Raw genomic sequence first — 22252 nt, 5'->3', positions numbered from 1 at the left:
GTAAACGATCCGCTAAGATTGACACAAATCGTTGCATTTGCGCCATCTTAAAAGGTGAAAACCATTCTGCCTGCGCTTAGCTGCCGAACCAGACCGCAGCGGAGATCGCGGGCAGCGTGAGCACGCTCTCCTGGAACGTCGCTTTACCCTCTTTGATCTTCCACGTTTTACCGGCCAGCAGCGGTGAATCTTCCAGCACCACTTCACACGCCTCGCCCCGGTTGATCGCCACCAGCACGCGCTGCTGGTTATAGACGCGGACAAACACCACTACGTTATCGTGGGCGTACATCACCTGACAGCCCCCGTAGCGCAGGGCCTGACTCTGCCTGCGCAGCGTCGCCATACGCTGGTACAGGCTGAACAGATCCTGATCCTGTTTTTCACTCTCCCACGGGAAGGTTTTACGGCAGAACGGATCGTTATTCCCCTCCAGCCCCACTTCATCGCCATAGTAGATGCAGGGTACGCCCGGCCAGGTAAAGAGCCAGGTCACCGCCAGCGGCAGACGCGCCACATCTTTACCCAGCAATGATTTAAAGCGCGCGGTATCATGGCTGTCGAGCTGGTTAAACATCCGCAGCTGCTGCTGATGCGACAGGCCAGCGCGATAGTTTTCCATCCACGCCATGCAGGTTTCGGCGTCGATATGCTGCGGATCGTAAGAGATATCGGTGTTAGCGAGGAAACCCCACAGCGGGAAGGTGAAGCCGCGATAGTTCATCGCCGCGTCTTCTGCATCAGCCTGCAACCACTGACGCGCATCGCCAAAGTGCTCCCCGAAGACGAACGCTTCCGACCGGGCCGCTTTTGCCGACCGGGTAATGGCGGCGACATGTTGAAGGTTATTCCGCGCCCCGCCTGATTCACCCAGCATATGCACCACGTCCAGCCGCCAGCCGTCCATGTTCCACGGCGCTTTCAGCCAGTGGCGCACGATGCTGTCGTCGTCGCCGTAGATCTCATTCACCAGCGATGGCGACTGGAAATCGAGCTTCGGCAGGCTCGGGTAGCCCAGCCAGTCCAGGGCGCGGCCATTCTCATCAAAACTGTACCAGTCACGCTGCGGTGAGTCCGGATTATGGCATGCGCCGCTCATCGACTGATTATGACGGTCAAACCACGCGTGAGAATCACCGCTGTGATTGAACACGCCATCAAGGATCAGGCGCATACCCTCTTTTTGCGTGTTGTGCCGCAGCCGCAGCAGCGCCTCGTCACCGCCAAACTGCTCGTCAACGTGGCGGTAGTCCTGCGTATCGTATTTGTGCACGCTTGGCGCTTTAAACACCGGGTTCAGGTACAGCGCCGTGACGCCGAGCTTTTTCAGGTACGGCAGTTTTTCGCTGATACCGTCGAGATCGCCGCCGTAAAAGGTCGATCCCCCCGCCTGGGCGGTCAGCGGCTCGTCCCATTTTTTCAGAATGATGTCGTGACCGACCGCATGATGGTAATAAACCTTGTCCTGATCGGCGTTGCGCTTTTCGCTGCGCGCAAAGCGGTCCGGGAAAATCTGGTAAAAGACCTGATCGTTAACCCACTGCGGGCCGTTATCCGGGTGATCCACGGCAAACTGCTCCAGCCGGGCCGGAGGAAAACGGCTGAAGCCCTGCGGGGTAAACCACAGCTGCCGGTTGTTCCACAGCAGCTTGAAGCCGTAGCGGCGACGCGGCTGCCCGCTGCGCAAATCGATATTTGCCCGCCACGCCGTGACGCCCGGCTGCGGCTGGCTGCGCACTTTGTGCATTTTCAGCGACGTTTCTTCGTTATCCACTTCGGCGCGCAGGGTCACACGTTCAGGCTGATTGTCCCCTGCCAGCCAGAGCGTAATCACGAGGTTGTCTTTGTTTTGCTTAACAAATGGGGCAACCGGAAGGTGCCAGGCGTTTAACATCACGAATCCCCTTTGATGAAATTGACGTCACCTTGCCACAGGGTGATTAAAGATAGCTCATCGTGTTCGGGATTATTGGGGGAGGAGAACGGAGGAGGAGATTTTTTCCAGGGCAAAAGGGAGTGTAGGCCGGGTAAGCGCAGCGCCACCCGGCATTTTTACCTTACTGTGCTTCCGCCAGCTGACGATCGCGGCGACATTTAAACATCCAGCCCACCAGCAGCAGGACGATCCACGCGAAGCCCACGTACAGGGAAATACGGGTATCCGGGTGATAACCAATCAGGCCAATGATGAAGACCAGGAAGATGAGACCGACAATGGTCGTTGGCACGCCGCCCGGCACTTTAAACTTCAGCGCTTTGGCCTCTTCTGGCGACAGGCGGCGACGGAACGCAATCTGCGATAGCAGGATCATGATCCACACCCACACCGTCGCAAAGGTCGCCAGTGACGCAATCACCAGGAAGACGTTCTCCGGCATGATGTAATTCAGGTAAACCGAGAACAGCAGCGCCACGGTCATGACCAGCACCGTTACCCACGGGGTGCCGCGACGCGACGTTTTGGCAAACACCTTCGGCGCACTGCCCTGCTCCGCCATGCCGTGCAGCATACGACCCACGCCGAACACGTCACTGTTGATGGCCGACAGCGAGGCGGTCAGCACCACAAAGTTGAGAATGCTGGCGGCAAACGCAATGCCCATATGCTGGAAAGTCAGGACAAACGGGCTGCCGTTGGTGCCCACCTGGTTCCACGGGTAGATGGACATAATCACAAACAACGTGCCCACGTAGAACACCAGGATACGCATCGGCACCGAGTTGATGGCGCGCGGAATGGACTTCTCCGGATCTTTCGCTTCCCCGGCGGTGATGCCGATAATCTCAATACCGCCATAGGCGAACATGACCATCTGGAGCGACATGACCATCCCGAGCCAGCCGTTGCTGAAGAAGCCGCCGTTGCTCCACAGGTTATGGATGCCGGTTGGCTGCCCACCGTTGCCGATACCCCAGATGATGATGCCGAAACCGGCGAGGATCATGATGATAATGGTCGCGACCTTGAAGAAGGAGAACCAGAACTCCAGCTCGCCAAACACCTTCACGCTCATCAGGTTGACGGCGCAGATGATCAGCACCACGCTCAGTACCCAGATCCAGTGCGGCACGGCGGGGAACCAGACCCCCATATAGATGCCAAACGCCGTCACATCGGCAATGGCGACAATCAGAATTTCGAAGCAGTAGGTCCAGCCGGTGATAAACCCGGCCAGCGGGCCTAAGTTTTCTTGTGCGTAGCGGGAGAAGGAACTGGCAGAGGGGTTGTGAACCGACATCTCCCCCAGCGCACGCATGATGATATAGGCCGCCACGCCGCCGATGATGTAGGCCAGCAGAACGCTTGGGCCGGCCATTTTGATGGCATCTGCCGAGCCATAAAAAAGACCGGTGCCGATAGCCGAGCCCAGCGCCATAAAGCGGATGTGGCGGGTGCTCAATCCACGTTTAAGTTTGTTAGTGCTTTCCATTAAAATCTTGCCATTCAACACGAAAAAAACAAAAAACCACGGGGCCTTAAGCCCCGTGGTTAAACAATTTGTTGCCGTTGATTAATGGGCGTTGGATGTCACCTGACGCCCTGCCGCACGGTCCCAGATAATCGCCAGAACCAGCGCTACAACGGAAGGCATCAGCCAGGCCAGGCCCTGCTCGGACAGCGGCAGACGCTGTGTCCAGGCTGGCAGGATTTCTGCAAATGCTGATGCTTTGATCCCGTCTAGGATACCAAAAATCAGGCTGATAAACATGGCCGGCGCAATAATTCGCGTCGAGTTATGCCACCACGGGCGGGTGAAGCTCAGCACCACCAGCACGATACATGGCGGATAGATCGCCGTCAGCACCGGAATTGACACCTGAATCAGGTGGCTCAGACCGAGGTTTGACACCGCCATGGAGAAGATGCCAAGAATAAACACCAGCGTGCGGTAAGAGAGCGGCAGATACTGAGCGAAGAACTCCGCGCAGGCGCAGGTCAGACCCACCGCCGTCACCAGACAGGCCAGGAAAATCAGCGCCGCCAGCAGCATGCTGCCTGCACCACCAAAGGTATGCTGCACGTAAGCATGCAGGATCGCCGCGCCGTTTGCGCTCTGATCGACCAGCGTTGCGCTATCTGAACCCAGACGGAACAGCGCCAGATACAGCAGCGTCAGGCCGACACCGGCCATCAGGCCAGCCCAGATGGTGTAGCGAGTCAGCAGGCGCGCTTCGGTCACCCCGCGGGAACGCGCGGCGTTAACGATAACAATACCAAACACCATCGCACCGAGCGTATCCATTGTCAGATAGCCGTTCACGAAACCGTTTGAGAACGCCGCGTTCTGATAAGCGTCCATCGCGGAGCTGATGGGCCCCGCAGGCCAGACGATGGCCGCAACCGCCAGCACGATCAGCGCCACAATTTTCAGCGGAGCCAGGAAGTTACCCACGGTATCCAGCAGTTTGCCGGGATAGAGAGAAACCAGAATCACGATGGCGAAGTAAATGAGGCTGTAAATAAACAGCGGCATCGCGCCGTCACCGGTCAGCGGGGCGATACCCACTTCAAAGGAGACGGTCGCCGTACGCGGGGTCGCGAACAGCGGGCCAACGGCCAGATAGCAGACGGTTGCCAGCAGAACGCCAGCCACTTTGCCAATCGGGGTGCTGAGGCTGTCCACACCGCCACCGACTTTCGCCAGCGCGATAACGGTCAGTACCGGCAGGCCCACGGCAGTAAGCAGGAAGCCAAACGCAGCCGTCCAGACGTGTTCACCCGCCTGTAAGCCAACCATTGGAGGAAAAATGATGTTACCTGCGCCAACGAACAGCGCAAATGTCATAAAGCCCAGCGCGATAATGTCACGCGATTTCAAGTGATGGGTCATAAAACCTTACTGCCTGTGGATGTGGTGTTGAATACGTTGAGATTTTCGCCATCCCGCACGGGACGATACAGCGGAAAATTTGCTCAATTTCAGCGGGATATGCTCCCGTCCTGGCGTGGCGAAGAATAGTTTTTCGATTTACCACGCAAATACAGTCGGTCTGACAGTATATTGGGGGCAATTTAAACGCTTATAACGTTTAAAGGCAAGAAGGGATCGTAAAACCAGAACAATATGCCAGCATGAAAATTCAGACCAACATAATATGCCATGTATAAGAAAAACTCATGGCTAATCATGCGAACAAAAAAGCACCAGCCGTATAATATTCATCCGCGTTTCGCTTGACTGCAAAGCAAACGGGCCAGCAATCGCTGGCCCGTGGAAAGGTAGCCTGACACATCTGCCGTCAGGCGCTTTTTTTGGCAATTAATCGTTCCGGAATCACGAAGCTAAAGCGCGTGCCCTTACCCAGGGTGCTTTCAATATTGAGCCGGCTTTCGTGGTGGCTGACGGCATGCTTCACAATTGCCAGTCCCAGTCCGCTCCCGCCGGTCTGCCGCGAGCGCGCCTTATCCACCCGGTAGAATCGTTCGGTGAGACGCGGGAGGTGCTCGGGCCCAATCCCCGGCCCGTTGTCCTCGACGCTAAACTCAGCGCCCGCCGGGGTATGCTGCCAGCACACCGCGATATGCGTCCCTTTCGGGGTATGATTCACGGCGTTATAGACCAGGTTTGAGATAGCGCTTCGCAGCTCATCTTCACTGCCGAGCACTTTCAGCGTGTTATCAACGTCAAAACTCAGGGTGTGCTGATTATGACTCAGCGTTTGGGCTTCGCGCTCCACCACCCGCAACATCATCGGCACATCAATGATGTCGTTTAGCGCCAGCGACGGGGCAGCCTCAATCTTTGAAAGCGTCAGCAGCTGTTTGACCAGCCCTTCCATGCGGAACGTCTGCTCCCGCATGGTATGCAGTGCTTTCTCACGCGGCGCCCCCTCAAGCGTTTGCTCCTGCATCATCTCCAGGTAGCCCTGAAGCACCGTCAAGGGCGTACGCAGCTCGTGGCTGACGTTGGCAAAGAAGTTACGTCTCGCGCCCTCAAGCTGGTGCATCTGGGTAACGTCCCGCGCTACCATCAGCCACTGCCGATCGCTGTAGGGCATCACGCGGATTTCCAGATGGCGACCGTTATTGAGCTTCAGATTGTGCGGGCGCGAAAAATCCCGCTTTTTCAGATACAGCGTGAACTCGGGATAACGCAGAAGGTTCAGGATGTTCTGACCATTATCATCCGGCCAGCGCAGGCCCAGCAGCTGTTGCGCGAGGCCATTACACCAGAAGATTGTCCCTTCTTCTGTCGTCAGGATCACCGCGTCCGGCAGCGACTCCGCACCGCTACGAAAGCGTTTGATCAGGCTTCCCAGCTCACGACGGCGCTTTTTGTTACGCATCTGCATCTGGTGCAGGCCGTAGAGTAGCGGTTCCCAGCTCCCGCTTCCCGGCGGGGGTGTCATACTTCTGTCGACCCACAGCCACCAGGAGAGACGCAGTAAATTCCAGAAATGCCAGACGAGCAATCCCGTCACGGCCACCAGTAAAAACCACGGCAGATAGCCAAAGATAGCCCCCAGAATGAGGGCCGGAATACAGCATAAGATCAGTTCAAAGACGAGCCTTTTCCATGACAGACGTTCCAGCACGCGTCACACTCCTGTCATTGTTCAGAAACGGGTCGAGAAACGATAACCCGTGCCGCGGACCGTCTGTACCATGCGATCGTGGCCGCTCAGTTCCAGTGCTTTACGCAGGCGGCGAATATGGACGTCAACCGTTCGGTCTTCGACATAGACGTTAGTTCCCCAGACGTTATTCAGCAACTGTTCGCGGCTGTAAACGCGCTCCGGGTGGGTCATAAAGAAGTGCAGGAGTTTAAATTCGGTCGGTCCCATATCGAGGGGATTTTCACCGGTCATGACCCGGTGTGAGGTAGGATCCAGGCTCAGCCCCTGCATCTCAATCACCTCTTCCACCGCCATCGGTGAAATACGGCGCATCACGGCTTTGATACGCGCCACCAGCTCTTTCGGGGAGAACGGTTTAGTGATGTAATCGTCCGCGCCGGTTTCCAGACCGCGCACGCGATCCTCTTCCTCGCCGCGCGCCGTCAGCATTACCACCGGGATATCGCGGGTCATCGCCTCGCGTTTGATATGCTTGATAAACTGCAATCCGGAACCGCCAGGCAGCATCCAGTCCAGCAGGATCAGATCGGGCCAGGGTTCATTCAGCTGGTTCACCGCGCTGTCATAATCTTCCGCTTCAACCGGCTGGAAGCCATTTTGTTCAAGCACGAAGCACACCATTTCACGGATCGGAGCTTCATCTTCTACGACCAGAATACGTCTCGCCATACTTTGCCCTGTCTTATCGTATTTAAGTTACAAGTCTGTAATGCGGCGTCATTATGCGTCAGATTTATGACAGATTTATGAAAAACATTACCACTATAAATAGCAAACTGTTGTTTTATTACAGCGGTTATTTTCCGTTCCCCGAACGTTTATAATCCTGCTTTCTTATTATTGCCACGGATCTTTTATGCGCATACTTCACACCTCAGACTGGCACCTGGGTCAAAATTTTTACAGCAAAAGCCGCGCCGCGGAACATGAAGCGTTCCTGAACTGGCTGCTGGAGACGGCTCAGGCTCACGAGGTGGACGCGATTATTGTGGCGGGCGACATTTTTGATACCGGATCGCCGCCGAGCTATGCGCGTGAGCTGTACAACCGTTTTGTGGTCAACCTCCAGCAAACCGGTTGTCACCTGGTGATTGTCGCCGGAAACCATGACTCGGTGGCGACGCTGAATGAATCCCGCGATATTCTGGCGTTCCTCAATACCACCGTGGTGGCCAGCGCCGGACACGCGCCGCAGATCCTGAAAAAACGCGACGGCACGCCGGGCGCAGTGCTGTGCCCAATTCCGTTTTTACGCCCGCGCGATATCGTGCAAAGCCAGGCAGGTCTGTCCGGCAGCGAAAAACAGCAGCATCTGTTGCAGGCCATCACCCGCTATTATCACCAGCAACATACGGAAGCCTGCGCCCTGCGCGGCGATCAGGCCATTCCGATCATTGCCACCGGGCACCTCACCACCGTCGGAGCCAGTAAGAGTGATGCGGTGCGCGAGATCTATATCGGTACGCTGGACGCGTTTCCGGCGCAAAACTTCCCCCCCGCCGACTACATTGCCCTCGGGCATATTCACCGGGCGCAGATCATCGGCGGCTGCGAGCATATCCGCTACTGCGGCTCGCCCATTTCGCTCAGTTTTGACGAAACGGGCAAGGCCAAATCCGTGCATCTGGTGAGCTTCACCGGAGGCAAACTCAGCGCCGTTGAGACGCTTGAGGTGCCGGTCACCCAGCCGCTGGCGGTGCTGAAAGGCGATCTGGCCGCCATTACCGCTCAGCTTGAGCAGTGGCGCGGCGCAGCGCTTAATCCCCCCGTCTGGCTCGATATCGAAATCACCACCGACGACTACCTGTACGATATGCAGCGTAAAATACAGACGCTGACGGAAGACCTTCCCGTGGAGGTGCTGCTGGTACGCCGCAGCCGCGAGCAGCGCGAGAAAATACTGCTCAACGCCCAGCGTGAAACGCTTAGCGAACTTCGGGTTGAAGAGGTGTTCGCGCGGCGGCTTGCGCATGAAGAGGTGGACGAGGCCAGACGCACCAGGCTTAACGAGCTGTTTGCCCAGACCCTGCATTCCCTCCATGACGAGGACGAAAACGCATGAAAATTCTGAGCCTGCGCCTGAAAAATCTGAATTCGCTAAAGGGTGAGTGGAAAATTGATTTCACCGCGGAGCCGTTCGCCAGCAACGGGCTGTTTGCCATCACCGGCGCAACCGGCGCGGGTAAAACCACGCTGCTGGATGCCATCTGCCTGGCGCTTTACCACGAAACGCCGCGTCTTAATAAGGTCTCTCAGGCGCAAAATGACCTGATGACGCGCGATACTGCCGAATGCCTGGCGGAAGTAGAATTTGAGGTCAAAGGTGTTGCTTATCGCGCTTTCTGGAGCCAGAACCGCGCCCGCAACCAGCCGGACGGGAACTTACAGGCACCGCGCGTTGAGCTGGCCCGCTGCGAAGACGGCAAAATTCTGGCCGACAAAGTCACGGATAAGCTGGAACAAACCGCCACACTCACCGGGCTGGACTATGGTCGCTTTACCCGCTCGATGCTGCTCTCTCAGGGGCAGTTTGCCGCCTTCCTGAATGCCAAACCGAGCGATCGCGCTGAGCTGCTGGAGGAACTGACCGGCACGGAAATTTACGGCCAGATTTCTGCCATGGTTTTTGAAAAACACAAAGCGGCACGTAACGCGCTGGAGATGTGCGAAGCGCAGGCCGCAGGGGTTATGCTGCTGAGCGAGGAACAGCAGCAGCACTTACAGCAAAGTTTGCAGGCACTTACTGACGAAGAAAAAGTCCTGCTGGCACAGCAGCAAAGCCAACAGAAAGATTTTCAGTGGCTTACGCGTAACGACGAACTGATACGTGAGCAGCAGCGCGCAGCCGCTTCGCAGCAGCAGGCGCAACAGGCTCTGACGGACGCCGCGCCCCAACTGGCGAAGCTCAAGCTGGCACAGCCCGCCGCCCAGCTACGTCCGCTGTGGGAGTATCAGCAGGAGCAGACCACCCGCCTGTCGCAGACAACAGAGCGAATTGTTGAAGTAAATACTCGCTTACTCCACAGAGCGGCGCAGCGCTCGCGTATCCGTAACGGTGCGCTGCGAAACCGTGAACAGTTGCAGGCAGAGCACACGGTACTGACGCAGTGGCTGACCGAACACGATCGTTTCCGTCATTGGGGGCAGGAAATTGCCGGCTGGCGGGCGCATTTTACGCAGCTGAATCGCGATAAAAATCAGCTTGTTGCCCAGGCAGCGCGCATGGCTGAGCTTCGTCAGAAGCTGGCTGAGATGCCTGAAAGTAGGTTGACGCTGACGGCTGAGGATCTCGCGACGGCAATGGAGCGACAGGCACAATCGCGGGCGCTCCGCCAGCGTCTGACAGCGCTTCACGCTCGCTTTCAACCGCTGCAAAAACGGCTGCGCCAGAATGCGGAAAGCGTGCAGAAAGCGCAGGCTGAGCAGGCTAAGCTCAATGAAACGCTGATCCTGCGGCGTCAGCAGTTCAAAGAGAAAAATCAGCACTATGCCGACCTGAAAGCGCTCTGTGAGCGTGAGGCGACAATCAAGGATCTTGAGAACTATCGTGCACAGCTCGAAGCGGGTAAGCCTTGCCCGCTCTGCGGTTCACGCGAACACCCGGCAGTTGTGCAATATCAGGCGCTTGAACTGACCGACAATCAGCGCCGCCGCGACGCGCTGGAGAAAGAGGTTGCCGCGCTAAAAGAGGAAGGATTGCTGGTGCTCGGGCAGGTGAATGCGCTGACCCAGCAGATCCAGCGCGAGACAGAGGAAGCACAGACTCTCTCTGAGGAAGAGCAAGCACTCACTAAAGAGTGGCTGGAGGTCTGCGCCTCCCTGAACATAGCGCTGAATATTCAGGATGATATTGCCCCCTGGATGAGCGAACAGGAACAGTATGAACGCCAGCTGTATCAGCTCAGCCAGCGTCTGACGCTGCAAAACCAGCTCAATGAACAGGAAGGTCAGGCGCGCCAGTACCAGCAGCAGCTGACGGCGACGCGTCAGGCGCTGGCGGCCTCGTTACAATCGCTGTCGCTTAGCGTGCCCGATGAAGGGGCTGAAAGCGCCTGGCTGAGCGCGCGCGAAAGCGAATATACCCTGTGGCAGGAAAAACAGGCCCAGCACGGTACGATTCAGGAAGGTATTAACGCCCTGATGCCCATTCTGGAAACGCTGCCGGTTACCAATGATGCAGAAGCCGACGCGGTTATCCCTGAGAACTGGCGCGGCATCCACGACGAATGCGTGTCGCTGCAAAGTCAGCTCACCACCCTACAGCAACAGGAGACGCTTGAGCGTGAACGGCTCCAGCAATCACAGGCTCAGTTCAACGCCGCGCTGACCGCGAGCTGCTTTGCCGATCGGGAAGCATTTCTCTCCGCCCTGCTGGATGAAACGTCGATCCGCCAGCTTGAACAACAAAAGCAGACGCTGGAGAACCAGCTCCAGCAGGCCACGGCGCTTTCGGTGCAGGCAAGCATGCAGCTTCAGGCGCATCAGGCACAGCGCCCCGAGGGGCTGGAAACCGATGCCGCAACGCTTCAGGCGCAGTTACACCAGCTGGCGCAACAGCTTCGGAACAACACCACGCATCAGGGGGAGATCCGCCAGCAGCTCAAACAGGACGCCGATAACCGTCTGCACCAGCAGGCGCTTATGCAGCAGATTGAGGAGGCGGCGCGTCAGGCCGACGACTGGGGCTATCTCAACGCGCTGATAGGCTCCAGCACCGGCGATAAATTCCGTAAATTCGCCCAGGGGCTGACGCTGGATAATCTGGTGTGGCTTGCCAACCAGCAGCTCAACCGTCTGCATGGCCGCTATCTGCTTCAGCGTAAAGCCAGCGACGCGCTGGAGCTGGAAGTGGTCGATACCTGGCAGGCCGATGCGGTACGCGATACCCGTACCCTTTCCGGCGGGGAGAGTTTCCTGGTCAGTCTGGCGCTGGCTTTAGCGCTTTCCGATCTGGTCAGTCACAAAACGCGCATTGACTCGCTGTTCCTGGATGAAGGATTCGGCACGCTCGACAGCGAAACGCTGGACACCGCGCTGGACGCGCTCGACGCGCTGAACGCCACCGGGAAAGCCATTGGCGTGATCAGCCACGTAGAGGCAATGAAAGAGCGCATTCCGGTGCAGATCAAAGTGAAGAAGATCAACGGGCTGGGATATAGCAGGCTGGACAGGGAGTTTGCGGTGCAGTAAATGGGGGGATGATGCGCTCTGGTGCCCTCACCCTGGCCCTCTCCCTGTGGGCTGAGAGTTCCCCACAAAATAATGCCTGCACAGACGGCCCCTCTCCCTTGAGGGAGAGGGCTGGGGTGAGGGGGAACATACGGCTCTGGTGGTCATTCCGTTCACGTTATGTTCCTTGCTACTCTGTCACGACATGAGCGGTGAACGTGCCAGGGTGGCTCAGTCGCCACCACCCTGGCGACCCGGGCTTCCGGCGGAAAATCGCCGCTTCGCGGTGCCTTCGGCTTATTCCTTCCGGCTTATCGGGGACGGGCGGAGGTAACATCCCTGTAAAGCCCGCCCTCTCGGCGCATCCCTGCGCCTCGCCCCGGCCTACAGGAAACGCCTCAGCGATTTACAGCCGGACCGAGGCATCGCTGAAAGCCCTCAGTTATTCTGAGGCAACGTTATAGCTTTTGCTTTCAAATTACTGGGGTAGCCTCTCCCCACGGGGAGAGGCTACAAACATCAAAAACGGTTTGCGTTTATTCCGGCCAGAGCCACGCCGCGCCGCGTACGCCGCTGGAGTCACCGTGGACGGCTTTGCGGATCGGCGTTTCGCACTCGCCGCCAAATACCCACTGTTTCACCAGCGTTGGCACCGTGGCGTACAGCCGGTCGACGTTGCTCATGCCGCCGCCCAGTACAATCACGTCGGGATCGAGGATATTGATCACATGCGCCAGGGACTTAGCCAGCCGCATTTCGTAGCGGCTGAGCGCCAGTTCAGCCACCGGATCCTGCTCCTCAACCAGACGCATAATCTCGTTACCTTTCAGCGGCTGGCCGCTCAGACGGTGATAATCGGTGGCAAACCCCGTGCCGGAGATAAAGGTCTCAATACAGCCCTGCTTGCCGCAGTAGCACGGCACTTCGGCGCGGTATTTGAGTTCATCTTCATCCATCCACGGCAACGGATTGTGCCCCCACTCGCCCGCGGTGCCGTTGCCGCCAATATGCGAACGCCCGCCGATAGCCACGCCCGCCCCGCAGCCAGTGCCGATAATGACCGCAAATACGGTCTGCGCGCCAGCTGCTGCGCCATCCACGGCCTCAGACACCGCCAGGCAGTTAGCGTCATTCGCCAGACGCACCTCCCGGTTCAGGCGTTGGCTTAAGTCTCTATCAAACGGCTGACCGTTGAGCCAGGTGGAGTTGGCGTTTTTCACCACGCCGGTATACGGCGAAATGGAGCCGGGGATCCCCATCCCGACCGTGCCCGTCTCGCCCGTTGCCTGCTCTGCCATATCGACCAGGCGGGCAATCGTCTCTATGGTCTGGTGATAATCATCGCGCGGCGTAGGCAGACGGTGGCGAAACAGTTGCTCCCCCTGCTCGCTCAGCGCAATAACTTCTGTTTTGGTGCCGCCCAAATCAATCCCAATACGCACAAGACACTCCTCATTATTTTGATTATCAACAGAGTAGAAGCCCGCTTCCCGATTAGCAATGCAAGCGATGCGACAATTCGTTATCATGCCCGCTGATTTAACGACAAGGCCGTGGAAATTATCATGCTGTGGTTCAAAAATTTGATGGTTTACCGTCTCAGCCGCGACGTTTCGCTGCGTGCAGAAGAGATGGAAAAACAGTTAGCCGCTTACTCCTTTACCCCTTGCGGTAGCCAGGATATGGCAAAAACCGGCTGGGTTCCGCCAATGGGTTCTCAAAGCGATGCGCTGACCCACGCCAGCAGCACGGGGCAAATCATCGTTTGCGCCCGTAAAGAAGAGAAGATCCTGCCGACGCCCGTGGTTAAGCAGGCGCTCGAAGCGAAGATCTTCAAGCTGGAAGCTGAACAGGGCCGTAAGCTTAAAAAAACCGAAAAAGATTCGCTGAAGGATGAAGTGCTGCACTCGCTGCTGCCGCGCGCTTTTAGCCGCTTTAGCCAGACCATGATGTGGATCGACACTGTTAACGGGCTGATCATGGTGGACTGCGCCAGCGCCAAAAAAGCGGAAGATACGCTGGCGCTGCTGCGTAAGAGCCTTGGCTCATTACCGGTGGTACCGCTGGCGCTGGAAACGCCGATTGAGCTGACCCTGACCGAGTGGGTGCGCAGCGGGACTGCCGCGCAGGGCTTCCAGATCCTTGATGAAGCAGAGCTGAAAGCGCTGCTGGAAGATGGCGGCGTGATCCGCGCGAAGAAACAGGATCTGGTGAGCGACGAAATCGCCGTGCACATTGAAGCGGGCAAAGTGGTGACCAAACTGGCACTCGACTGGCAGCAGCGCATTCAGTTTGTGATGTGTGATGACGGCTCCGTGAAGCGCCTTAAGTTCTGCGATGAACTGCGCGATCAGAACGAAGATATCGACCGCGAAGATTATGCTCAGCGCTTTGACGCAGACTTTATCCTGATGACCGGCGAGCTGGCGGCGCTGATTCATAACCTGGTGGAAGGTCTCGGCGGCGAAGCGCAGCGCTGACAGGCAAAACGCAGGCCGGGTAAGCGAATGCGCCACCCGGCATGCTTTTATTTCAGATAGCGGCACAGATAAGAGGTTGGCTCTGCAACCTGCAAATGGAACTCGCTGTGGCCCGGCACGTTGAAGACCTGCCCGGCACTATAGACTTTCCACTCCGTTTCACCCGGCAGCAGGACGTTCAGCGCGCCGCTGACCACCGTCATCTCTTCCGCTTCTGCGGTGCCAAAGGTGTATTCCCCTTCCGCCATTACGCCGACACTGGCGCGGCCAGTGCTGCTGCTGGTAAAACCAATGGATTTCACTTTACCGGAAAAGTATTCGTTACTTTGAAGCATGAACTGGCCCTTATATTTATAGAGAAAAATCCACTATAGGGGCCATGCTCATGACCTGTCACGCAAAATCATTACACCAGTAATTCTGACGCCAGGCGCGCCATCAGGACGTTAGAGAGCAGCACCGGAACATCCAGCGCCTTTTGCAGTAAATCACGATGCCGCTGATGGAAGCCCAGGCAGTCGAGCATCAGGACATCCGCCCCTCTGTCGATCAACTCCTGCCCGGCCGCAATCAGCTTCGCTTCGCTGTCCCAGAACGGGTTTGCCAGCGCGTACAGCGGGGTGTGCTCCAGCGCGGCCCACTTCACCGTCTGGTTATCCAGCAGTTCCTCAACGGGAACGATGACCCCAACCTGATGACCATCAACAATTGAGGCCACCAGCGGGGGGATAATCCGCATCGGTTCGAGCAGAATGGCATTACGCGCGCTGAGCCCTTTAACGGGTGCCGTGCTCATCAGCAAAATAACGTCATAGTCCTGATTGTCGAGCACTTCGATCACGCCCTGTAGCGCGCGTTCGATTTTCTGGCGCGACACATGCGCCAGTTTACCGTCACTGAGTAACGTTGCCAGGGGATCTTCCCCCTCTCCGACCGCGTAGTCTTCCATGACCTCTTCCCGACTCAGCTTCCCTAACAGACTGAGATGCGTAATTTGTTGTTCAGAGACATGCTCGGTTAAGAGCGGTAATACTTCGCTTACAGGCACCACACCAATCGTGAGGATCGCCAACGTCGCCTTCATTTTGATCGCCTTCCGTTACTACCACAACTGCCACACAGGTACAGGCTCACTACGCTGCACTGTTCATTTTTTCAACAAAACAGCACCAAGGGTAGCAGGGGATCTCTACACCGTAATGTAAAGATCGACTGGCCTTTCCGAATCCACCTGTAATAACTAAATATTAACTGCTGCTTAACATCAGCGATATGTTAAAAGTGTGATTCAGGCACGGTTGTAACGAATTCGGATTCCTGTCAGGACTTCTCAGGATCCTCATAGCGCCGTTTCGCATCCAGCGCTTCCTGTTCGGTTTCATGTTCGCTGATCAGCGAATCAGGTTTAGGGTGATCGGCACGCAGCTGGTACCAGGTTACGGTCTGATCGCCGTTACCTTTTTCAACGGTAACGATGCGGGCTTCACGTGGATAGGGAGGTCTGGTTGGCATAGCTCATCCTTTTTTTATGTCTGAGCTATGAGTATAGACGGCTGTTAGCTGGCGCAAGCCAAACGCAGGGCGGTAATAATCTGAATCGCAACTTTCTCGGGTGACGCTGACGCATCCACAACGTGGTGTGCCGCCTCGCGGTACAGTGCATCGCGTTCGGCGAGGACGTCGCTGACCTCTTCACTCAGCGGTTTCGCGGTCAGCGCCGGGCGCTGTCCCTCTTCCGGAAACGCCTCCAGCCGCCCCACCAGCGTAGAAACCGGGGCACAGAGGTAGATCACGACACCCTTTTCGCGCATAAACTGGCGGTTATACGGCGCCAGAATAATGCCCCCACCGGTCGCGATCACGGTTGACGGCGCGGTCACCGCTTCCAGCGTGGCTGTTTCACGCGCACGAAAGCTCTCCCAACCCTCATCTTCAACGATATCGGCGATGGTCTTACCGGCATTCTCCTGGAGCCAGTGGTCAGTATCGACAAACTGACTCTGGCACAGACGCGCCAGCTCCAGACCAACGGTGGTTTTCCCACAGCCGCGAGGGCCAACTAAAAAGATGGGTGGGTTCATAACCAGGTGTTCCCCTTGCTGCCGGATAACTGAAGGCTGTAAAGAAATGATTGCAGTAGATGTTGCGCTAACTTTACTGCAAAGCGGTACGGAATGACAAGCCTGTGGAAGCCACACTGTACCACAAAACCGCCCGGAGGTGGGCTACGCCGGGCGGCGCTTCACTTCCAGCAGCCATTTATCCAGCTCGGCGGCAAACTGCTGGCGATCGCGCTGCGACAGGCTGTCCGGCCCACCGGTTTGCACGCCGCTGGAACGAAGCGTATCCATAAAATCACGCATGGTGAGCTTCTCCCGGATCGTTGCCGGCGAATAGCGTTCTCCGCGCGGGTTCAGCGCCGCCGCCCCTTTCGCCAGTACATCGGCAGCCAGCGGGATATCCGCGGTGATCACCAGATCTCCTGCGTCACACAGGCGTACTATCTCGTTATCCGCCACGTCAAACCCGGCCGGAACGCGCAGAGAACGGATGTATCTGGAGGGCGGCACGCGGATATTCTGGTTCGCCACCAGCGTCAGCGGCATCTGCACGCGCTCGGCAGCACGAAATAAAATCTCTTTGATGACATTCGGACACGCGTCCGCATCAACCCAAATCGCCATAGTCTCTCCCCATTATGATTCTGGTGACTATTGTCGCCTGCATTTCGTTGTTAAGCTATCAATGAGAGATAACAACGCATAATAACGGAGAGACGTGATGGATAAGAAAATCGGGTTTATCGGCTGCGGAAATATGGGCAAAGCTATCCTCGGCGGACTGATTACCAGCGGGCAGGTGCTGCCGGGGCAGATTTGGGTCTATACCCCATCCCCGGATAAAGTCGCGGCGCTGCGTGATGAGTATGGTGTCAACGCTGCCGAAAGCGCACAGGACGTGGCTCAGGTGGCGGATATTGTCTTTGGCGCCGTTAAGCCGAATATCATGATTAAAGTCCTGAGCGAGATCACCTCCAGCCTTAACAAAGAGACCCTGGTGGTATCGATTGCCGCAGGCGTGACCCTCGATCAGCTCGCCCGCGCGCTGGGCCACGACCGTAAGATTGTTCGCGCCATGCCAAACACCCCGTCGCTGGTGAATGCCGGTATGACATCCGTTACCCCGAACGCGCTGGTCACATCTGAAGACGTGGCGGATGTACTGAATATTTTCCGCTGCTTCGGCGAAGCGGAAGTGATTGCCGAACCGATGATCCACCCGGTAGTCGGCGTGAGCGGCTCTGCCCCGGCGTATGTCTTTATGTTTATCGAAGCCATGGCCGATGCCGCCGTACTGGGTGGAATGCCGCGCGCGCAGGCCTACAAATTTGCAGCGCAGGCGGTGATGGGTTCGGCCAAAATGGTGCTGGAAACAGGTAAACATCCGGGCGAACTGAAAGATATGGTGTGCTCACCGGGGGGCACAACCATTGAAGCCGTGCGCGTGCTGGAAGATCGCGGGTTCCGCTCCGCCGTGATCGAGGCGATGGAAAAATGCATGGAAAAATCAGAGAAGCTCAGTAAGTCCTGATGCGCTACGCCGGGCGTCAGGCGGCCACTTCGGTGCGGCCCCGTCCGGCATTTTTGGCTTTATAGAGGGCCACGTCCGCCGCCTTTAGCCATTCACGATAGTGGGTGAACTGCGCCCCCCAGGGGGCAACCCCAACGCTGATACACAACCTCGCCATAGGTGCTCCGTGCAGCGGCATGTTGACCAGCCGTTCGTGGACGCGCGACATCGCAGCAATCGCGCTGTCGGCAGGCGTGCCGGACATGATCACCGCGAACTCATCCCCGCCAAAACGGCCAATATAATCGCCTGAGCGTAGGGTCAGCTGAAGCTGGCGCGTGATGGCGACAATCGCTTCATCTCCCACGTCATGCCCCCAGGTGTCGTTGATCGTCTTGAAGTGATCGATATCGATGAGCAGTATCGTCGCCTGTCGATGGCTTCGACGGCAGGCCTCAAATTCGTTACGTAGCAGCGTTTCCCAGTGACGGCGATTGAATACGCCGGTCATTCCGTCGCGGGTACTCATCAGCTCAAGCCGACGCTTATGCTCTGCCAGACGGATCGCCGTGCGGTGGCTGAGCCAGGCAAACAGTATGGGGTAGACCACCAGCACGGGGAGCGTCAGCCACAACGCCAGCGGTTCAGAGGTCAATACCACAGGAGTACCCGTGGATTGCACGGTGAGCAAGGCAGACAGGGCAAGCAGCGCCAGTCCTGTCAGAAATAACCGACATCCCCCCGATCCCATCATATTCATGCCGATCATCACGATCAGCGCCGCCGTTGGTAGCGCATTGAACCCTGTTAGCCCCATCCAGACACCGGCAATAATGGCATCGATTTTCAGATTAACAATTTCACTGCTGTGGGGTTCAGCCGAACGAAAAGCCAGCTGCCAGGCCAGATGGGGCCAGACAAAGACCCAGCCCACCAGCAATAACCACCAGACGCCGGAAAGAAACTGGCTCACCAGAACGCTGGCAAGCGGAACAAATAGCGCCGCCAGACCAACGATGCGTGCCAGCCGTATTCGCCGGGCAAATCGCAGACCGGAACGGTATGAATCATCCTGAGAAAGCTGCTGGTGCCACGCTTCCCGAATGTTCTCGTGATTGTCATAAAACTCATCATTCATCATTTTTGGGAATATTCTGAAACATTTTCCCAAATTATAGAGAGGGGGATAGCGGGGAAAGTATGAAATTTTGGGTGAGCCACAGCCGTGACTCACCCGTTAGCACTACGCCTGTTTTTTGAGGCACGCGCTCATAAACTTGCTGCGATCGTCGCCTTTCAGCATCTGCTGTGTCGCCTGGGCGTTGCACTCACGCATTTTTTGCTGCTGTGGGGTCAGGCTTTTTTCACCGGGTTTAGCCGCACCATTTTTAAGGCAGTCGCTCATGTACGTTTTACGGGCATCCCCTTTCAGGCTTTGCGATGTCGCCTGTTGGTTACAGGTCGTCATGCGCTGCTGCTGGGGCGTTAACGTTTTCTCTTCCGCGTGTGCTGAGGCGATCAGACACAGGCCAGAGAGCAGGGTAACCAGTATTGTTGTTTTCATTGCACCATCCTTTATGTGAAGTTCCACGTTAAGTCTGGCTCGTTACGGGAAAAAAACCACCCAGCGACTCTGATTTTCGCCGGGCTCTGCGGTTATTTCAGCCCTGTATCGGCACAATATTCATTAACCGGTTTCGCCGGGGGGGAGGCGGTAATTAATAACAGAAATTATGCGGTGAAAGGTGTGCTCTGTCTCAATTTAATTTTCCCTGCATAAATGTGTAAAAATAAAAACAGAGCGACGCCAGGCATCCTGCATGACAATTCTGTGACACGTCATTTCACCTCAGACAGGTTAGCTGCGAGGATGCCTTAAAAGCTTCTTTACGTATTGCTGAAGCAGCTCCGCATCTTCCGCAGGCACCTGGGAATCAGGACGCGCTTTTTCCAGCGCGCCTTCAACGTTGTCGATCAACGCCTCCTGCTCCGGTTTTGCCATCTGTCGCAGCAGCGCCGTCACAACGATTTCCAGCGCCTCGACCTGGGCAACCAGCTCTTTCGACTCTTCTTCCTTTTGGGCAAGCTTAACCAACAACTCAGCAATGAGATTTTTCATGGTGCTATTTCCTTATGTGATTTCCCCTGAAATTAACACCCTCTCTGAATAATGAAAAGCATGGATTGGCTTTATCTTATGCAAAAGTGACATCGCTGCCAAAAAAGATATTTCAGCGCGAAAGCGAAACGTTTTCCTGAAAGAAAGGCGCCGCATTTCGTTATATAAAAATGCGGCGTTCATAAGAATAAATAATATATTATCGTGTTTACCGGGCCGACTTTGCCTCAGCGATTCGCCTGCGGCGTCGCAAGGCAAAGGCCAGTTGAATAATATTCAGCAGGACCACCACCGCCGTCGCGGCAAATACCCAGCGGAAACCCGCCATCGCCGAGACCGAGGCGCCGATAAGCGGGCCCGCTACGTTGCCTAAATACATGAACGACTGGTTGTAGCCAAAAATGCGGCCGGTTACCTGGTCACTGGAATATTTCACCAGCAGCGTCTGAACAGCGGGCAGCATGGCGCCATCTGCGAAGCCAAGCAGGAAGCGCAGGATGCCGAGCTGAAGAGGTGTGGTGACGAATGACATGGCAAAGAAAAGGATCACCGCAATGATGAGCGTTGCCATCAGAATACGTGCCGTACCGATCCTGTCGCCCAGTTTCCCCAGACGCGGAGCAGACATCAGCGCCGACACGCCCGGCACCGCGGCAATCATCCCGCTCAGAAAAGCAATGTTGCTGCTGTCCGGCGCCATCGACTTGATAAACAGCGCCAGAATCGGCCCTACCGAACCGTTACAGAGCTGGATCACCATCGTCGTCACAAAGAGGCTAATCATCAGGCCAGGATAAGGCAGCGAGGCGAAAACCGCTTTTCCGCTCAAGCGTTCGGATTTACTGACAACAGGCCGCCCGCCCTCTTTAATCAGAAAAAGGGTGACCAGAAAGCTGATCGTTAGCAGGATCGCGGTAATGATAAAGACCGCACGCAGCCCGACATGGTCCGCCAGGAAGCCGCCGAGCAGCGGGCCGCCAATGACCCCGCTGATCTGGGCCGTGGAAAGCGTGCTGAGCGCCCAGCCGCTTCGCTCACGCGGTACCTGTGAGGCCACCAGCGCCATGGCATTCGGAATGTAACCGGAGGTCAGCCCCATTATCGCCCGCAGAATAAACAGCTGCCAGACGTTGGTGGCGAAGGCCTGGAGCAAAATGGCTATCGCCATCCCCAGCGAGGCGCGGAGCAGCATCAACTTGCGCCCCTTGCGATCCGCCAGGCTGCCCCACATCGGCGACACAATGGCGGAGACCAGAAACGTCACGCTGAACGTCAGGCCGGACCACATCGAGAGCGCTTCATGGGAAGTCACTCCCAGCTGCGACACATACAGCGGCAGGAAGGGCAATATCTGGCTGATAGCCAGTCCGGTGAAGAAGCAGCCGAACCAGACTGAAATGAGATTAACTTTCCAGGATTCCATAACAGAAATAGTCTTCATTTTTAGGCGAATTCGCCGACAGATTAGCAAGTTACGCGCAATGACATAGCGCCAGAGATGCGGCCTTGCAGACTTTGGTGTTTTATCTTCCCAGTCATCATATTTGTGAAATAAGTCACAATTTATCCAATTTTTGGCGGAAGATTATGCTTCATCGACATAATCCATAGCCGCGCATCCCCAGATGGAAATGGTTGGCATGGGCGGCATTATAGTCCGGCCCCAGACCGTTACCGTAATAGCCACAGCTTGCCGAGAGCAGGGCCTGTAGCCAGGGCTGCGTCTTTTCCGCTTTCCAGCCGTTCAGGACGGTAACGCGCTGTCCATTTGCCAGCCTGAAAGCGCTGATATCCAGCGCATCCGCCGTGGCATGTTCGCTGCGCCGCGCATCCGGGCGGCTGTAGATATTGCGGCAAGCGAAGCTGCCCAGATGTTCAATACGCGTAAGCTCGCTTCCGGTCCAGGTTTTGGTGAGCGGTCGGGCCTGCTGGCTGACAAACAGCGCCGAACTTAACGCCAGCGGACAACTGGCCAGAAAGCTGCTGTTCAGGCTCACCGGGCCAAAATCGCGCACGCGCACCACGTTACTCAGCGGACACTCACCGGCGCTGTCAGCGACAGCCTGGGTACGGATAAGCTGGCGTTGATTCGCCTGCGCTAACAGGCTTTCGCATGCCTGCGGTGTTAAACGTCGAAGTTTAAACTGGGTTATTTTTCCGGGCGGATCGTCAAGCGTAAGCGGCACGAAAGGATTGTAATACGGCGGCAACCAGCGGTAGCCCACCGTGGCGATCCCGGCAATAACAATAAGAATAAGCAGACCTTTTCCTTTCACGCGCCCCCCTTCAGCATCCCCAAAACATTATGGCAGAAGGCCGCGAAACCCGCCGGGCA

At 56.6% G+C, this 22252-nt stretch carries 20 protein-coding genes; 4 read left to right on the top strand and 16 right to left on the bottom strand.

Annotation, left to right across the window (positions count from 1 at the left end; all coding sequences use genetic code 11):
• Positions 1–76: 76 nt before the first annotated feature.
• From malZ to phoB, 5 genes are all read right to left on the bottom strand, one after another.
• The gene (gene malZ / locus AC4OVU_RS05285; protein WP_110292607.1) at positions 77–1894 is read right to left on the bottom strand and encodes a maltodextrin glucosidase; all 1818 of its coding nucleotides are present in this window, start codon (positions 1892–1894) and stop codon (positions 77–79) included.
• 163 nt (positions 1895–2057) lie between these two features.
• Positions 2058–3431, bottom strand: coding sequence for a proline-specific permease ProY (proY, locus tag AC4OVU_RS05280; protein ID WP_017383160.1), 1374 nt, complete (start codon positions 3429–3431; stop codon positions 2058–2060).
• 81 nt (positions 3432–3512) lie between these two features.
• Positions 3513–4832 (bottom strand): branched-chain amino acid transporter carrier protein BrnQ, encoded by a 1320-nt coding sequence (gene brnQ, locus AC4OVU_RS05275; RefSeq protein WP_003859118.1) that lies wholly within the window; start codon positions 4830–4832, stop codon positions 3513–3515.
• Between the two features lie 409 nt (positions 4833–5241).
• Positions 5242–6537: a phosphate regulon sensor histidine kinase PhoR gene (gene phoR / locus AC4OVU_RS05270; RefSeq protein ID WP_017383159.1), complete on the bottom strand. Its 1296-nt coding sequence runs from the start codon at positions 6535–6537 to the stop codon at positions 5242–5244.
• 21 nt (positions 6538–6558) lie between these two features.
• Entirely contained in the window at positions 6559–7248 is a 690-nt protein-coding gene (gene phoB, locus AC4OVU_RS05265; RefSeq protein WP_003859122.1) for a phosphate response regulator transcription factor PhoB, read from the bottom strand.
• A 187-nt stretch (positions 7249–7435) separates the two neighbouring features.
• Here phoB and sbcD point away from each other — a divergent pair, with 187 nt between their 5' ends.
• Both sbcD and sbcC read left to right on the top strand, forming a co-directional pair.
• Positions 7436–8641: an exonuclease subunit SbcD gene (gene sbcD, locus AC4OVU_RS05260; RefSeq protein ID WP_017694432.1), complete on the top strand. Its 1206-nt coding sequence runs from the start codon at positions 7436–7438 to the stop codon at positions 8639–8641.
• Positions 8638–11769 (top strand): exonuclease subunit SbcC, encoded by a 3132-nt coding sequence (gene sbcC, locus AC4OVU_RS05255; RefSeq protein ID WP_110292606.1) that lies wholly within the window; start codon positions 8638–8640, stop codon positions 11767–11769. Before sbcD ends, sbcC begins: the two co-directional genes overlap by 4 nt.
• 515 nt (positions 11770–12284) lie before the next feature.
• Here the strand turns inward: sbcC and mak are convergent.
• Positions 12285–13190, bottom strand: a complete 906-nt coding sequence (gene mak / locus AC4OVU_RS05250; RefSeq protein WP_047727801.1) for a fructokinase — start codon at positions 13188–13190, stop codon at positions 12285–12287.
• Positions 13191–13313: 123 nt separating this feature from the next.
• Here mak and rdgC point away from each other — a divergent pair, with 123 nt between their 5' ends.
• Positions 13314–14228 carry a recombination-associated protein RdgC gene (rdgC, locus tag AC4OVU_RS05245; protein ID WP_047727800.1) on the top strand — a complete coding sequence of 305 codons (915 nt, stop codon included), beginning with the start codon at positions 13314–13316 and terminating at the stop codon, positions 14226–14228.
• A gap of 47 nt (positions 14229–14275) precedes the next feature.
• Here rdgC and ppnP read toward each other — a convergent pair whose 3' ends face one another.
• From ppnP to AC4OVU_RS05220, 5 genes are all read right to left on the bottom strand, one after another.
• A complete protein-coding gene (gene ppnP, locus AC4OVU_RS05240) occupies positions 14276–14563 on the bottom strand; it encodes a pyrimidine/purine nucleoside phosphorylase (protein ID WP_003859131.1) in 288 nt (95 codons plus the stop codon).
• A 71-nt stretch (positions 14564–14634) separates the two neighbouring features.
• Entirely contained in the window at positions 14635–15312 is a 678-nt protein-coding gene (locus AC4OVU_RS05235) for an AroM family protein (RefSeq protein ID WP_003859133.1), read from the bottom strand.
• 236 nt (positions 15313–15548) lie between these two features.
• A complete protein-coding gene (gene yaiA / locus AC4OVU_RS05230) occupies positions 15549–15740 on the bottom strand; it encodes a protein YaiA (protein WP_003859135.1) in 192 nt (63 codons plus the stop codon).
• Positions 15741–15784: 44 nt separating this feature from the next.
• Positions 15785–16309 carry a shikimate kinase AroL gene (gene aroL / locus AC4OVU_RS05225; protein ID WP_017383154.1) on the bottom strand — a complete coding sequence of 175 codons (525 nt, stop codon included), beginning with the start codon at positions 16307–16309 and terminating at the stop codon, positions 15785–15787.
• A 144-nt stretch (positions 16310–16453) separates the two neighbouring features.
• Positions 16454–16912, bottom strand: a complete 459-nt coding sequence (locus tag AC4OVU_RS05220; protein WP_003859141.1) for a YaiI/YqxD family protein — start codon at positions 16910–16912, stop codon at positions 16454–16456.
• A gap of 97 nt (positions 16913–17009) precedes the next feature.
• Between AC4OVU_RS05220 and proC the strand changes: the two genes are divergently transcribed.
• Positions 17010–17819, top strand: a complete 810-nt coding sequence (proC, locus tag AC4OVU_RS05215) for a pyrroline-5-carboxylate reductase (protein WP_110293085.1) — start codon at positions 17010–17012, stop codon at positions 17817–17819.
• 16 nt (positions 17820–17835) lie between these two features.
• Here the strand turns inward: proC and adrA are convergent, their stop codons facing one another.
• From adrA to AC4OVU_RS05190, 5 genes are all read right to left on the bottom strand, one after another.
• Positions 17836–18939, bottom strand: coding sequence for a diguanylate cyclase AdrA (gene adrA, locus AC4OVU_RS05210; RefSeq protein ID WP_023296005.1), 1104 nt, complete (start codon positions 18937–18939; stop codon positions 17836–17838).
• Between the two features lie 102 nt (positions 18940–19041).
• Positions 19042–19362 carry a phosphate starvation-inducible protein PsiF gene (gene psiF, locus AC4OVU_RS05205; protein WP_015571316.1) on the bottom strand — a complete coding sequence of 107 codons (321 nt, stop codon included), beginning with the start codon at positions 19360–19362 and terminating at the stop codon, positions 19042–19044.
• A gap of 294 nt (positions 19363–19656) precedes the next feature.
• Positions 19657–19917 (bottom strand): anti-adapter protein IraP, encoded by a 261-nt coding sequence (gene iraP / locus AC4OVU_RS05200; RefSeq protein ID WP_003859148.1) that lies wholly within the window; start codon positions 19915–19917, stop codon positions 19657–19659.
• Between the two features lie 208 nt (positions 19918–20125).
• Positions 20126–21340 carry a multidrug efflux MFS transporter gene (locus AC4OVU_RS05195; protein ID WP_015571317.1) on the bottom strand — a complete coding sequence of 405 codons (1215 nt, stop codon included), beginning with the start codon at positions 21338–21340 and terminating at the stop codon, positions 20126–20128.
• A gap of 169 nt (positions 21341–21509) precedes the next feature.
• The gene (locus tag AC4OVU_RS05190) at positions 21510–22193 is read right to left on the bottom strand and encodes an extensin-like domain-containing protein (protein WP_017383151.1); all 684 of its coding nucleotides are present in this window, start codon (positions 22191–22193) and stop codon (positions 21510–21512) included.
• Positions 22194–22252: the final 59 nt, after the last annotated feature.

The organism is Enterobacter sp. 6722112, assembly GCF_058661685.1.
Note: the sequence above shows the minus strand (reverse complement) of the source record. Positions and strands in the feature narration are given on the sequence as shown.